The sequence below is a fragment of the Haloarcula sp. DT43 genome, assembly GCF_037078405.1.
GTDB classification, from domain to species: domain Archaea; phylum Halobacteriota; class Halobacteria; order Halobacteriales; family Haloarculaceae; genus Haloarcula; species Haloarcula brevis.
This window is the reverse complement of record NZ_JAYMGZ010000001.1, coordinates 1,276,245-1,288,268: the sequence shown is the minus strand read 5'-3', so window position 1 is coordinate 1,288,268 and position 12,024 is coordinate 1,276,245. Positions and strand designations below refer to the sequence as shown.

At 65.9% G+C, this 12,024-nt stretch carries 16 protein-coding genes and 1 tRNA gene; 8 read left to right on the top strand and 9 right to left on the bottom strand.

Annotated features, from left to right (window positions below; all coding sequences use genetic code 11):
- The first annotated feature begins 23 nt into the window (after window positions 1-23).
- Window positions 24-872 (top strand): toprim domain-containing protein, encoded by an 849-nt coding sequence (locus VI123_RS06925; RefSeq protein WP_336337291.1) that lies wholly within the window; start codon window positions 24-26, stop codon window positions 870-872.
- Window positions 873-874: 2 nt separating this feature from the next.
- Here VI123_RS06925 and VI123_RS06920 read toward each other — a convergent pair whose 3' ends face one another.
- The 3 genes from VI123_RS06920 to VI123_RS06910 form a co-directional block, all read right to left on the bottom strand.
- A complete protein-coding gene (locus VI123_RS06920) occupies window positions 875-1,159 on the bottom strand; it encodes a DNA-directed RNA polymerase subunit L (protein WP_137684216.1) in 285 nt (94 codons plus the stop codon).
- 71 nt (window positions 1,160-1,230) lie between these two features.
- Window positions 1,231-1,533: a DUF7410 domain-containing protein gene (locus tag VI123_RS06915; protein ID WP_336337290.1), complete on the bottom strand. Its 303-nt coding sequence runs from the start codon at window positions 1,531-1,533 to the stop codon at window positions 1,231-1,233.
- A complete protein-coding gene (locus VI123_RS06910; RefSeq protein ID WP_336337384.1) occupies window positions 1,530-2,876 on the bottom strand; it encodes a hypothetical protein in 1,347 nt (448 codons plus the stop codon). The genes VI123_RS06915 and VI123_RS06910 overlap by 4 nt, the downstream gene beginning before the upstream one ends.
- A gap of 156 nt (window positions 2,877-3,032) precedes the next feature.
- Here VI123_RS06910 and VI123_RS06905 point away from each other — a divergent pair, with 156 nt between their 5' ends.
- From VI123_RS06905 to VI123_RS06890, 4 genes are all read left to right on the top strand, one after another.
- Window positions 3,033-3,896, top strand: a complete 864-nt coding sequence (locus tag VI123_RS06905; RefSeq protein ID WP_336337289.1) for a cytochrome c oxidase subunit 3 — start codon at window positions 3,033-3,035, stop codon at window positions 3,894-3,896.
- Between the two features lie 42 nt (window positions 3,897-3,938).
- On the top strand, window positions 3,939-4,181 hold the full coding sequence (locus VI123_RS06900) for a DUF7385 family protein (protein WP_336337288.1): 243 nt from the start codon (window positions 3,939-3,941) through the stop codon (window positions 4,179-4,181).
- Window positions 4,182-4,224: 43 nt separating this feature from the next.
- A complete protein-coding gene (locus tag VI123_RS06895) occupies window positions 4,225-4,860 on the top strand; it encodes a PGF-CTERM sorting domain-containing protein (RefSeq protein ID WP_336337287.1) in 636 nt (211 codons plus the stop codon).
- Between the two features lie 114 nt (window positions 4,861-4,974).
- Window positions 4,975-6,015 carry an NAD(P)-dependent alcohol dehydrogenase gene (locus tag VI123_RS06890; protein ID WP_336337286.1) on the top strand — a complete coding sequence of 347 codons (1,041 nt, stop codon included), beginning with the start codon at window positions 4,975-4,977 and terminating at the stop codon, window positions 6,013-6,015.
- 35 nt (window positions 6,016-6,050) lie between these two features.
- Here the strand turns inward: VI123_RS06890 and VI123_RS06885 are convergent, their stop codons facing one another.
- The gene (locus VI123_RS06885) at window positions 6,051-6,347 is read right to left on the bottom strand and encodes a DUF7562 family protein (RefSeq protein ID WP_336337285.1); all 297 of its coding nucleotides are present in this window, start codon (window positions 6,345-6,347) and stop codon (window positions 6,051-6,053) included.
- A gap of 506 nt (window positions 6,348-6,853) precedes the next feature.
- On the opposite strand from VI123_RS06885, the gene VI123_RS06880 reads away from it, so the two are divergent.
- Both VI123_RS06880 and VI123_RS06875 read left to right on the top strand, forming a co-directional pair.
- A complete protein-coding gene (locus tag VI123_RS06880) occupies window positions 6,854-7,099 on the top strand; it encodes a hypothetical protein (protein WP_336337284.1) in 246 nt (81 codons plus the stop codon).
- A complete protein-coding gene (locus tag VI123_RS06875; protein ID WP_336337283.1) occupies window positions 7,100-8,029 on the top strand; it encodes a DUF6338 family protein in 930 nt (309 codons plus the stop codon).
- Between the two features lie 198 nt (window positions 8,030-8,227).
- On the opposite strand, the gene VI123_RS06870 is transcribed toward VI123_RS06875, so the two are convergent.
- The 4 genes from VI123_RS06870 to VI123_RS06855 form a co-directional block, all read right to left on the bottom strand.
- Window positions 8,228-8,301 (bottom strand) — tRNA-Thr (locus tag VI123_RS06870).
- A 78-nt stretch (window positions 8,302-8,379) separates the two neighbouring features.
- Window positions 8,380-8,793 (bottom strand): universal stress protein, encoded by a 414-nt coding sequence (locus VI123_RS06865; RefSeq protein ID WP_336337282.1) that lies wholly within the window; start codon window positions 8,791-8,793, stop codon window positions 8,380-8,382.
- A 3-nt stretch (window positions 8,794-8,796) separates the two neighbouring features.
- A complete protein-coding gene (locus VI123_RS06860) occupies window positions 8,797-8,994 on the bottom strand; it encodes a hypothetical protein (RefSeq protein WP_336337281.1) in 198 nt (65 codons plus the stop codon).
- A gap of 40 nt (window positions 8,995-9,034) precedes the next feature.
- Window positions 9,035-10,015, bottom strand: coding sequence for a class I SAM-dependent methyltransferase (locus tag VI123_RS06855; protein WP_336337280.1), 981 nt, complete (start codon window positions 10,013-10,015; stop codon window positions 9,035-9,037).
- Window positions 10,016-10,090: 75 nt separating this feature from the next.
- Here VI123_RS06855 and dph5 point away from each other — a divergent pair, with 75 nt between their 5' ends.
- Entirely contained in the window at window positions 10,091-10,870 is a 780-nt protein-coding gene (gene dph5, locus VI123_RS06850) for a diphthine synthase (protein WP_336337279.1), read from the top strand.
- An 18-nt stretch (window positions 10,871-10,888) separates the two neighbouring features.
- Here the strand turns inward: dph5 and artA are convergent, their stop codons facing one another.
- Complete coding sequence (gene artA / locus VI123_RS06845) at window positions 10,889-11,884, bottom strand: archaeosortase A (protein WP_336337278.1); 996 nt, start codon at window positions 11,882-11,884, stop codon at window positions 10,889-10,891.
- Between the last annotated feature and the right edge of the window lie 140 nt (window positions 11,885-12,024).

Sequence of the window (12,024 nt, the reverse complement as noted above, 5' to 3'; positions counted from 1 at the left end):
GTCCGCGTCGCCGAGTTACTACAATGAAATGGCGGTGCGAGTGGTGCGGCAAACCACACGAGGAGAACGACCCACCCTGTGACAACTGCGGGCACGGGACCTTCGAGGAGGCGGTCACGCAGGTCAACCACGAGGTCGTCGAGGGCGGCCCCCGGTGGGTCTGCCTGGACTGTGGCCGCCAGCACCAGAAGAACTCACCGCCGTGCAAGCGCTGTGGCGGGAGCAACTTCGAGCGGCGGACGGGGCCCCCGGAGGACGACCCCCTCGACGACATAAAGACCGGCTGGCTCGACGTGCTCGAAGCCAAGTACGTCCTCGGATACGTCGCGGTGGCGCTGGTCCTGGGTGTCCTTCTCCTCGGGCTCGTCGCCGGCGTGCCGCTGCCGGGCTTTGCCGCCGACACGCCCGCCGGGCCGCCACAGACAGCGTCCCCGGCCGGGAGCGGTGACACCGTCGGGCCCCTCTCGCTGGCCGCCGTCGAACAGCGGTATCTCGACGTGTACAACGCCCGCCGGTCGGGCGTCGGCGGCGGGACGGTCGCGCGGAACGGGAGCTTGGACGACGCCGCGGCCTACTATAACAAGGGCCGTGTCGACGCGAGATACGACAACGCGGAGCCGCCGACGCGGGAGGGGGTCACCCGGTTCCCGCTCCCCTGTGACCGGCCGGTGGTGGTCAGCTACGAGGTGGCCTACGACAGGACGCCACAGTCGCTCGACCAGTTCGAGAGCGAGACGGCGCTGGCGACCGCGCTTGTCGACAGCTACTTCGAGCGGGGCAACAGAATCTACGCGGCCGAAGGCGGGCTGGTCGGCCTCGACATCCACGTCGGCCCGGACGAGCGCGTGTTCGTCACGTACGTGCTCTGCTAGAATTACGCGGCGGCTTCGAACGCGTCGGTGAAACTGTCGGCTTTTTCGATGACGGCGTCGGTCCCGTCTTCGAGCGCTTCGAGCGCGTCGACGCCCTCTTCGGTCTTGATTGTCAGCACCGGGTCCGTCTGGCCCCCGGACTGCTCCGGGTTCACGTCGTAGGTCGCCGCCGTGACGCCGTCGGTCTCCAGCAGCGCCCCCTTGATGACGTTCATGAACGTGTGGTCCTCGCCGGCGATTTCGATAGAGAGTTCCGTGTCGGATTTGTCGATGACGCGAAGGTCCATACCCACTGTTTGGTCGCCTCCGACCCATCAACGCTTCGCTTCCCGCCCGGACGGCGCGAGCGCGAGGTGGCTTACACGAGCGCGTACACCATGAGGAGGCCGAAGTAGATGAGCACGAGCGCGCCCAGCGCCTGGAGCCGGAACGTCGAGAGCGACTCTTCCTCCCGCTCGTGGGCCGCCCGGAAGGCCTCGACCTCCGCGTCGTCGAGTTCGTTCGGGTGGGCCAGCCCGCGGTGGAGCGCGAGCCAGGACTCGCGGGCGAACGGCCGGCCGCAGTACGCGCAGTCGTAGGCCGCGGCGTCGGCCGGCACGTCGTACGTCTCGGTGTCGTCGGTCGATGCTGTCCGGTCGTCCGTGGATACGGTCTCACTCATAGGTGTGGCAGTGCTACCTCCGGCTGGGAGACGACCCAGAGGCTCGTCATCGTGTAGAAGACCATGACCGCGATGAAGGGGTACTGGGACCGAATCGCCTGCAGACGCGCGGGAAACAGGTCGTACGCGGCGGCGTGAGCCACCCAGATAGCGACTAGGTGGCCGACGATGACCGACGCGAGCGCGACCCCGCCGAACCACCCCGGTAGCTCGACGGTCGGCACCGTCGCCGGACTGGCAAACGGCGAGGCGAGCGCGACGGCCAGCGACGGCGCGAGCACCAGGAAGTACCCGAGGTAGTGCGCGAAGTGGTAGCCGACGGCGATGGCGACCAGCGGTGGCGCGAACCGCTGTGCGAGGGTCGACGGAGCCAGGTACGTGTCCGAGATGTCCCGCGAGAGCCGGACCGCGATGCGGTACACGCCGAGGAAGCCGGCGAAGCCGAGGCCCAGCGCGACCGGGTACAGGAGGTGCGGCGGGACGCCGGTCTCGACGAGCGGCGTCGTCAGGTCCCGCCAGGCGGGCGTCGTGACCAGGCCGTCGTAGGTCGTCACCCACAGCAGGGCGACCACGAACGCCACCTCGTCGGGGCCGTCGACCAGCCGCCGCGAGGAGAGGTCCATGCCGGGCAGCCGCAGTCGGAGTCCGTCCTCGCCGCGGCCGATGGGCGCGAACCGACCGTAGTAGCGAAACACCCGCTCGACCGGGTCGGCGCGGGCGAACCAGTCGTCGGGGCCGAACACGAACGCGCCCGCGAGCGTCACCGCCGAGTAGCCGGCGACGACCGACGCGAGCAGTCGCGGCTGGTCAGCGAGCGGGCTGACGACCTCGACCCACACCAGCACGAGCAGGCCGCCGACGGCGGGCCAGGACCCGACGCGGTCGGGGTACGTGCGGTCGAGCGTCGGCAGGAGTTCGGCGAGCGTCTTCAGGGGGTTGAGCGTCGCCCAGGCGTTGCCCACGAGATACGTCGTCATCGCCAGCCCGGCCCACCAGCCGGCCCAGACGAGCAGTATCGCCAGGTTCGTCCGGGCGTTCGTCGGGCCGAGGAAGCCGACCACGAGCACCGCCACGAGTCCGACAAGACCGACCAGCCGGCCGCCGAGTCCCAAAACGCGCTCGAAATCCCCCGACAGCGGCCTCCCCCACCCGTGGATGCGCTCGATGAACGCCCGGTCGGTGACGAACGAGGCCAGCAGGAACGACGCGCCGACGGCCGCGCCGCCAGTGCTCAGGAACAGCCACGTCGGTATCGTCAGCGGTTCCCGGCCGCCGCTGGCGAGGCTGCCGCCGTGGGCGCTGGCCGTCCCCGTCGCGGCCAGCCATCCCAGCCCGCACACCACCAGCGCGACCGCGCGACGCCTCCGGAGTGTCATCGTCGGTGGTTGGGTCTTCGGCCCCGTGTAGCTTCCGGGATGCCGCCGGCACCCGGCTATGGCGAGTGCCAGCCCGCAGTGAATTGGATGGGCTTTTAGTATTCCGTTCGTAAGGGGCCTAGTATGAGTGTCTCCGATGAACACGCGGACGACGGCCACGGGGAGCACCACCTCCCGGCGACGGAGGACTGGCCCCACGGGTTCGGCGAGGCCAGCTGGTGGCCCTTCGTGACGGCAATCGGTGGTTCGGGCATCTACGTCAGCGCGGCCCTGTTCGTGCTCTCGATGGGCGAGAACGCGCTGGTCGGCCAGACGGTCGCGGCGGGCGCGACGGCCGGCAGCGTCGGCATCTTCCTCGTCGGCCTCTACGGCTGGCTGTACCACGCCTTCGTCTCCGACTTCTGGGACCGGGGCACCGACTACCACTCCGACAAGACGCTGAAGTTCGCGATGCTGTTGTTCCTCGGGACCGAAATCGCCACCTTCGGGGCCGGTTTCGTCTACTACTTCATCGTCCGCGGCGGCGAGGTCTGGACGCAGGCGGCCGTGCCCGAAGTGTTCGGCTCGCTCGTCATCATCAACACGCTGCTCCTGGTCGCTAGCTCGGTGACGCTTCACTTCAGCCACCTCGCGCTCCGGAACGGGAACCGCGACCGGTTCCTGAAACTGCTCGGCGCGACGCTGCTGCTCGGCGTCGTCTTCATCGGCGGGCAGGTCTACGAGTACTACGAGTTCATCGTCCACGAGGGCTTTACCGTCACCGGCGGCATCTACGGCTCCGCGTTCTACGGGCTGACCGGGCTCCACGGCCTGCACGTCAGCATGGGGGCCGTGCTGCTGGGTATCGTCTTCGTCCGCGCGTACTACGGGCAGTACTCCGCCGAGCGACACACGTCCGTCTCGACGGCCTCGATGTACTGGCACTTCGTCGACGTCGTCTGGATTTTCCTCGTCGTCGTCCTGTACATGGGCGCGAACCTCGTCTGAGCCGCCGACGCGTTTTAGACGGCCGGCGCTCGTGTCACACCTATGGAACAGCTAGACGTCAGCGGGAGCTTCGACGTACACGACTACCGCCACGGGCTCAAACTGCTGAAAGACGACCGCGGGACGATGACGCTGGCGAACAGGACGGGGTTCGCCTGCCCGGCCTGCGGGGACGCCTTCGAGACGCTCTTTATCAGCGAGAAGCGGACGAACACCTTCGGAAACCCCGGCTCGCCGTTCTGTCTGGTCCGGACCGACGACCAACTCCTGGTCCTGACACACTGAGCGGTTAACAAGGCTTATTCCGCCCGATACGGTTCGTGTGGTTATGCACAGAGCAGTCCCCGCGCTCGGTCTCGCCGCCCTCGTCGTCCTCTCGGGTTGTGTAACCGCGTCAGTCGACTCGACGGTGGCCGCCGACGGCACCGTCTCGGAGTACGACCTGACCCTGGAGATGTCCCCGTCGGTGTACGACGGCCTCCAGAGCCGGGCCGGACAGGAGGGCTACGACTCGGTCGAGGGGTATCTCCTGGCCGACGTGAACGTCAGCCGGATGGACGACTACACCTACGAACAGGAACTGGACGGCGAGAACGTCACGCTCTCGATGACGTTCACGAACTGGACGCCCGGCCCGGACAGCGACGTGTCGACCACCGTCAGCGGCGGCAACGTCACTTACGTGGACCGGACGTTCCGCACGGCGAGCGAGAACACCGACGTGGCCTTCGGGGACGGCGTCGCGGTCGAGTACCGGCTGACGATGCCCGCCGACATCACGTCCTCGAACGCCGACCTCGTCCGGAACGACACCGCCGTCTGGGAGTACGCGGCCGACGAACCGGTCGAGGAACCGGTCCGCGCGACCAGCCCCGCGCCGTCCTCGGCCTTCGGACCCGGCATGGGGATTCCCGTCGCCGTCGTGGCGCTACTGGGGGCCGCACTGCTGGCCCGCCGGGACTGAGCCCACGCGATGCGGTGCCCGCTCCCGGAGTGAGCGGCCGTCGCCGACACGGTCGCGGATCTATTCGATATCTTATACTGTACGTTTATTGCCGTCTCGCCCGGACACAGGACGATGCGCGCAGCCAGACTCCACGAGTACACACACGACATGTCGAACGGGCTCTCGATAGACGAGGTGGACGCGCCACAGGTCACAGCCGGGGACGACGTCGTCGTCGAGGTCGAAGGGGCGGGGTGGTGCCAGACCGACAACCACATCATCGAGGGGATGTGGGAGGAGTACGTCCCACAGGAGCTCCCGATGACGCTCGGTCACGAGAACGCCGGGACGGTCGTCGAGACGGGCGAGGACGTCGACATCGTCTCCGAGGGCGACCAGGTCATCTGTCATCCGGTCCAGACCTGTGGCACCTGCCGGCCGTGTCGCCAGGGCGAGACGATGTACTGCGAAAACGACGCGTTCAACGGCCTGACGACCGACGGCGGCTTCGCCGACCAGTTGCTGACCAGCGACCGGTCGGTCATCCCGCTCCCGGAGGGCGTCGACCCGGTCGACATCGCGCCCCACGCCGACGCCGGCATCACGGCCTACCACGCGGCGAAGAAGGCCGTCGACGGCCTCAATCCGGGTGACACCGCCGTCGTCATCGGCGTCGGCGGCCTCGGCCACATCGGCCTCCAGTGTCTCGACGCGATGTGTGCGGCGGACCTCGTCGCCGTCGACATCAAGCAGTCCGCCCGCGACCTCGCCGACGACCTCGGGGCACACTACACCATCGACCCCGAGAGCCAGGACGTCGCCAGCGAGGTCGAGGCCATCAGCGACGGCGTCGGGGCCGCGCAGGTGCTCGATTTCGTCGGGGCCGACGAGACGACCGCGCTCGCGCCCGACATCTGTGCCGCCGGCGGCGACCACCACATCATCGGCTACGGGGGCCACATCCACGAGCCCGCACAGGCGCTGGTCAACGGCGAGTTCGCCTATCAGGGCAACATCGTCGGCCAGTACACCGAACTCCAGGAACTGGTCGCGCTCGTCGAGCGGGGCGCGGTCGACCTCCACACGACCCGGTACGGCCTCGACGACGTCAACACCGTCGCACAGCGGCTCGAAGACCGCGACATCGACGGTCGCGCGGTCATCACCCCCTGATCGCAGGCGCGCCATCCTGCCGACCGCCCGGCGTCTCAGCGACCGTCGGCGCGTGTCTGTTCCGCCTGGTCGCGGTAGCGTCTGAGAAACTCACCTCGGCCCACCGTCCCGGCACCGGCCGCTTCGAGCCGGTCTTCCAGCCCGGTCCGGTCGAGGTGACAGTACTCCCGGTAGCAGGGCTTACACAGGTACTCGAAGGACTTGTCCGCGCGGTCCCATCGGTCGCCGTACTTGTCGTACTCGCGCGCGTCAGAGCGAGCGACCGTCTCACCGCAGGCGATACAACAGACGTCCTCGTCGGTGTCGCGGTGCCAGGCGTTTTTGAATCCCATCGGCACTCACGACCTCCTGACTCCTGGCGTCCGCGGGTGTCTCGGTGCGCCCGTGACGGCACGCCGGGGCGTGTCCGACAGCCGTCCGAATGAATACTGTGTCACCATCGTACTCGGGACGTGCTTCGACCCTGCGGTCTGTCGAACTTTCACGTCACTGGTGAGGGCCCTTTTTATACCGATAGTTCTGCCCGCTGGTGGCGAAGCGAACCGGTCTCCAACTCGGCTGTGTCGACCGTCGAAACGCCCGACGACACGCCGTGTCCGACTACCGCAGTAACAGTCTCGCCGCGACGGGCCGGTCGGCAGTGGTTCGCGTTCTCCGACTCTGAGTCGGCATATCCCCAGTCTCCCCGTCCCTGTGTTGGGCAACGGTGCCAGCAGAAGCCGAACCGGGGACGGAGCACTGCTCCACCAGCGTCGTAGGGAATGACGGTTGATGTGACCGTTGAACAGAAATGTAGTTCATGGTATATATTTATGACAGTTGGACTACTACTTTCACTATGGTCGAAACCGACGACGATACGACAGCTGATGTAACGATGGCGAAACTCGTCGAGGAAATCAAGCGGGACCTCGACGACGATGTCAGAGCGGATATCAGCGACAATCAAATCACGCAGGTGGCTATATCGGCCATCGAATGGGCCGAAGCGCATCCCGAAGAGTCCGGTGTGGCTACACTGTACGAGCACTCGACTCGGAAATCCGACGACCCGGCGGAGTACGAGCACGGAACTCGGGATTAGATGCTCATCTCGCTTCCGGACGGCGTCGTTCTACTGGCGATACTTCTGCCCGGATACGTGTTGACGTACGTGTTGCTATGGCAGGCGAGAGTTCCGGATACGTTCACGGAGGCCGAAAAGCAAGCGTTCAGTCTCACTGGAAGCACTCTGCTCGCCTTTGCTGGGTACCTGCTGTACGTCTTCTTGACATCGATAGTCCAGCGGGAAATAATATTACTCCCTGAAATTCAACTCACACCACAAGAGTCGCTCGTGGTACTATCAGTGCTGACCCTTGCCGCAATCCCGGTGGGATACGCCATTGGCACCCTGTATGATATACGGGTCCACCAGCGCAAAGGGATATCTCGAACGCGACGAAAGACGTGGGACTACATCAACCAGGAAGCGAAATCGCCAGTCGTTGCTTCGATTAAGACACCCTCCGGACAGGAAATTCAGGGCGACGTGCAGTACGCAGGGGAACGAGAGCAAAACGATTTGCTTCTTCGGAATCCGCTACTGAAAGATTCAGAGGGCGAGGTGGTGCGACGGCTCGGGAGATACACGTATCTACCAGAGGATGAAATCGATAGGATAGACATCTTTACAGAGTTGAAAAACAGGCGAAAACTCCATTCGGAAACGCGAGAAAAGACCTCGACAGCGTCTCCGAGCGTTACCGAAGTGGGGAAGGAACTCAGACGCTCTTGCACAGACAAGACGGTGCTCGAGGTCCAGCTACAAAACGAGACCAGTGACGACGTCTACACTGAGGTCGTCGTCGAGTTCATCGGCGAGGGCCACTGTATACTCGACGAAGCGCTCGCAGTCGTTCCAATCATGCGAGGGGACGAACGACGCTCGGTCAGATTCCAGTACGACGGCAGTCCGGATACGGAAATCGTCGATACCGATGTCAGACTGTCACCGATATCGATAGCTGACTGACGCGCCACTCCGACCGGTCGCCGTGTACTGCGGCGCGCAGACCCGTTCTAGACCGTTCCCCCGTCCGTCAGCAGGAAACCCGACAGTCGGTCCAGTTCTGTGAGTACGTTCCGCACAACGGTACGATTCGGCCGGGACGGACAGCAAGCCCGAGACGCGTTCACTCGGCGTCGGTCCGTAGAGGTGTCAGAAATCGAAAGCCGGTGGAGGGATTTGAACCCTCGGCCTAATCCTTACGAAGGATTCGCTCTGCCAGTCTGAGCTACACCGGCGCGGCGCTGGCGTACATCAGTTCTTGGACGCATAACCGCAATAAGGATTGCGAATCGGACCCGGCGAGGGAGTCGCTCTCACTCCTCGCGAGCGCCGACGACCGTGACCGGATCGTCCGCCTCGAGCAGGACCTGCTGGGAGACGCTCCCGAACACCGCTTTGCCGGTCGGCGACCGCTTTCTGGACCCCATGACTATCTGGTCGACGTCGAACTCGTCGGCCAGCGAGACGATGCCGTCGGCGGGCGGTTGGGTCCCTTCGGCCAGTTCGACGTCGACCTCGCTGTCTTCGAGGTAGTCGCGGACGAGCCGGACCGTCGAAATCCGTTCGACGTTGCGTATCTCCTCGGGCGCGTCCGTCTCTTCCCCGGTCAGCGCGTGCGTGATGACGGCCTTGATGTCGGTGTCGGCGGACGGTAGCTCCGCGACGAACGCGGCCTGTCCGCGGGCGCGGTCCTCGTCTGCGTCGACGGGAACGAGTATCGTAGACATGGGTTAGCCTCCCAGATACAAGCGTCCGACTTCCTCGTCGTTAAGCAGTTCGGTCCCGGTGCCGGTGACCTTGATTTCGCCGCTTGCGGGCACGAAGCCGCGGTCGGCGATGGCGAGCCCCTTCTCGGCGTTCTGTTCGACCCGGAGAAGTCGCCACGCTGGCGGCGCGAGGTCAACGTCGTCGACCTCGCTCACCTCCATCTGGTACTATCCCCACGACGACTGAATAGAACGGCTCGTCTTAGCGTGTCAGCCGAACGTCGAGAACGACGTTGTGCTCTTTCGGGGCGTAGGACCGGACGGTGTGGCGCGTCTCGACCGTCACGTCGTAGGTCGGCTCGGTGGCCGCCCGAATCGCCCGCTCGCCGGGGCCGAACAGGTCGTCCTCGTGCTGGATGTCGTAGTAATGAAGAACGCACTCCTCACCGGCCAGGCGGACGGCGGTATCGAGGAACTCGTCGGCGCTGTGTGGTAGATTCATCACGAGACGGTCCGCCCACCCCTCGTACTCGCTGGCGACCGCGCGCACGTCGCCACAGATGCCCGTCACTCGGTCGGCGACGCCGTTGCGCTCGGCGTTCGCCCGCAGGTACTCGATTGCCGTCTCGTTGATATCGGTCCCGACGCAGGTCGCCCCGCGCGTGGCGAACGGGACCACGAACGGGCCGACGCCGGCGAACATGTCGAAGGCGTGCTCGCCCTCGGTGACCTGTTCGACGACGCGATGGCGCTCGGTCGCCAGCCGCGGCGAGAAGTACACTTCGGCGAGGTCGAGGTCGAACGTACAGCCGTACTCCCTGTGAGTTCCCTCGGTCCCCTCGCCGGCGAGCACGTCCCACTCGCGGACCCGCTGTTCGCCCTTGATTTTCGACGCGCGGTTCAACACCGCCCGCACCGGTAGGTCCGAGTCCATTATCGCGTCGGCAATCGCTCGCGCCCGCTCGTCGTCGTCCTCGTCGACGATAGCCACGTCGCCAATGCGCTCGTAGCTCGGGTCGAAGTCGAGCCCGTCGGCCGGCATCGTCTGGCTCTCGCGGACCGGCGGGTCGGCCTCCACGACGGCAAGGTCCGACGGTACCGCGGCGGGGTCGGTGACGGGGACGTACAGCTGTCCGTCGACGACCGTGATGTCGTAGCCGTCGTCGACGAGGTCTGCCTCGGCGAGGCGCTGGCGAGTCTCTTCGCCGGCCTCGCGGGGAACACGAACGCAGGGAACGCCCATACGCTCACTCCCCGGCCACAGGCGGTAAGCCTGACGCTTCGCGCCCTTTATCCCGGACGGCGACCCACTCCGGGTATGCTCACATTCGTCGGACTGGGCCTCTACGACGAGCGCTCGGTCACGGTCGCCGGCCGGGACGCCATCCGAGCCGCCGACCGCGTGTTCGCCGAGTTCTACACGAGCCGGCTGGTCGGTACCGACATCGAAACCCTGGAGGAGACACTGGAGACGACCATCGAACTCAGGGACCGGGCCGGCATCGAGCAGGACCCCGAACCGATTCTCGCGGCCGCCGCGGAGGAAGACGTCGTCTTCTGTACCGCCGGGGACACGATGGTCTCGACGACGCACACCGACCTCCGGCTCCGCGCCGCGGACCGCGGCATCGACACCCGAATCGTCCACGGGACGACCGCTCAGACCGCCGCCGGCTCGCTGACCGGCCTCCAGAACTACCGCTTCGGCAAGGCGACGACGCTCCCGTTCGAGGACGCCCACGGCGGCGACGGCGTTCCCGACAGCGTCGTCGCCACCATCGAGGACAACCGCGAACGGGACCTGCACACGCTGGTCTACCTCGACATCAAGGTCGACGACCCCCACTGGGACGACAGCGACGACACGTACATGACCGCGAGCCACGCCGCCGCGATGCTCGCGGAGCCGTTCCCGGACACCGTCGGCGTCGTGGTCGCCAGGGCCGGCAGCCCGGACCCGCTGGTGGTCGCCGATACGCTCGACGAACTCGCCACGCGAACGTTCGGGGAGCCACTGCACTTGCTCGTGATTCCGGGGTCGCTCCACCCGCTCGAAGCGGACGCACTGGAGTCACTCGCCGGAGCGGACCTGGAGTAACGCCTCCTCGGATTCGGGTCAGTCGTCACCGGGCGTGGCAGAGCCCGACTCCCGCTGTTCGAACGCCGGGCCGAGGTCGTACTCCGTGCCGGTTACAAGAAACAGGAGGTCCTCGACTATCACGGTGAGTTCCGGCAGTTCCCGCATCAACAGCCACGTGAGCCCGACGAGGACGACGACGGAACCGAACTGTGCCAGCATCCGGTCGACGATGTAGTACGACACCAGCTGTGCGTCGCTGAGGCCGAACAGCGTCATGACGACGTCCGGGAAGAACTGGGCCTTCTGGAGACCGAACGCCAGCGCGATGCCGATGTTCCGGACCAGGTTCAGCACGTAGATGATGCCGATGGCGGCGACCAGCACGCGGAGCTTCCGCCGCCACGGGGCCGCGACCGCCAGTATCCCGCCGGCGAAGATAGAGATGCTGCCGATGCCCGTACACGCAAGGATGATAGTGTACGTTATCGGGCGCTCGTTCCCGTCGAACCAGAACGTGTTCTCGTAGGGGTACTGCTTCGACGCGATGTCGACGCCGTTGTGCGAGAGCCCGTCGACCACAACCGGGTCGTAGCCGCCGACGGTCATCAGGAAGGCGACCTGGTCGGTGACGACCTCGATGATCGTCTGGCGGAGCGGCCCGATAGTGAGGAAGGGCACGTAGATGAGGCCCATGATACCGATAGCTCGGGTCAACACCAGGAGCGACTCCCGGCCGTTCCAGAGCAGGTAGCCGGTGTACAGCGACAGGGGGACGGCGACGACGCTTCCCAGCCCCTCGACGACGCTTTTTTGTATCAGTATGAAATGCGGGGCCAGGACGAGCCAGTAGGCCGCGAACACCACCCAGCCGACCGTCCCGACGGGGCGAGCCAAGCGCTGGTCGTACTGGGCGACGGCCACGCTCCCCAGAAAGGCCGCGAGTACGAGCCACATGAGCGGCTCCGAGACCGTGACCGGGTCGAACGACAGTCCAGCGATGTCGACGCCCGCCTGCAGGACTGTCTCACTCATTGCCCGTACGTTGGCTGAACCCGCCTATATGTTTTGTCGTTGCGTTACTGCGGGCGTCAGCCCGACTCGCCGACAGCGCCGCCGCTACCGGGGCAGCGCGCGAAAGAAAGAGCGGTGTTCAGGGACCGGAGTGACTCCGG

What these genes read in the sequence shown, in the direction of transcription:
- VI123_RS06880 (WP_336337284.1), top strand. Translation starts at nt 6,854, where the DNA reads ATGGTCGAAACCGACGACGATACGACAGCTGATGTAACGATGGCGAAA.
- VI123_RS06915 (WP_336337290.1), bottom strand. Translation starts at nt 1,533, where the DNA reads ATGAGTGAGACCGTATCCACGGACGACCGGACAGCATCGACCGACGAC.
- VI123_RS06890 (WP_336337286.1), top strand. Translation starts at nt 4,975, where the DNA reads ATGCGCGCAGCCAGACTCCACGAGTACACACACGACATGTCGAACGGG.
- artA (WP_336337278.1), bottom strand. Translation starts at nt 11,884, where the DNA reads ATGAGTGAGACAGTCCTGCAGGCGGGCGTCGACATCGCTGGACTGTCG.
- VI123_RS06860 (WP_336337281.1), bottom strand. Translation starts at nt 8,994, where the DNA reads ATGGAGGTGAGCGAGGTCGACGACGTTGACCTCGCGCCGCCAGCGTGG.
- VI123_RS06865 (WP_336337282.1), bottom strand. Translation starts at nt 8,793, where the DNA reads ATGTCTACGATACTCGTTCCCGTCGACGCAGACGAGGACCGCGCCCGC.
- VI123_RS06925 (WP_336337291.1), top strand. Translation starts at nt 24, where the DNA reads ATGAAATGGCGGTGCGAGTGGTGCGGCAAACCACACGAGGAGAACGAC.
- VI123_RS06905 (WP_336337289.1), top strand. Translation starts at nt 3,033, where the DNA reads ATGAGTGTCTCCGATGAACACGCGGACGACGGCCACGGGGAGCACCAC.
- VI123_RS06875 (WP_336337283.1), top strand. Translation starts at nt 7,100, where the DNA reads ATGCTCATCTCGCTTCCGGACGGCGTCGTTCTACTGGCGATACTTCTG.
- dph5 (WP_336337279.1), top strand. Translation starts at nt 10,091, where the DNA reads ATGCTCACATTCGTCGGACTGGGCCTCTACGACGAGCGCTCGGTCACG.
- VI123_RS06900 (WP_336337288.1), top strand. Translation starts at nt 3,939, where the DNA reads ATGGAACAGCTAGACGTCAGCGGGAGCTTCGACGTACACGACTACCGC.
- VI123_RS06885 (WP_336337285.1), bottom strand. Translation starts at nt 6,347, where the DNA reads ATGGGATTCAAAAACGCCTGGCACCGCGACACCGACGAGGACGTCTGT.
- VI123_RS06895 (WP_336337287.1), top strand. Translation starts at nt 4,225, where the DNA reads ATGCACAGAGCAGTCCCCGCGCTCGGTCTCGCCGCCCTCGTCGTCCTC.
- VI123_RS06920 (WP_137684216.1), bottom strand. Translation starts at nt 1,159, where the DNA reads ATGGACCTTCGCGTCATCGACAAATCCGACACGGAACTCTCTATCGAA.
- VI123_RS06855 (WP_336337280.1), bottom strand. Translation starts at nt 10,015, where the DNA reads ATGGGCGTTCCCTGCGTTCGTGTTCCCCGCGAGGCCGGCGAAGAGACT.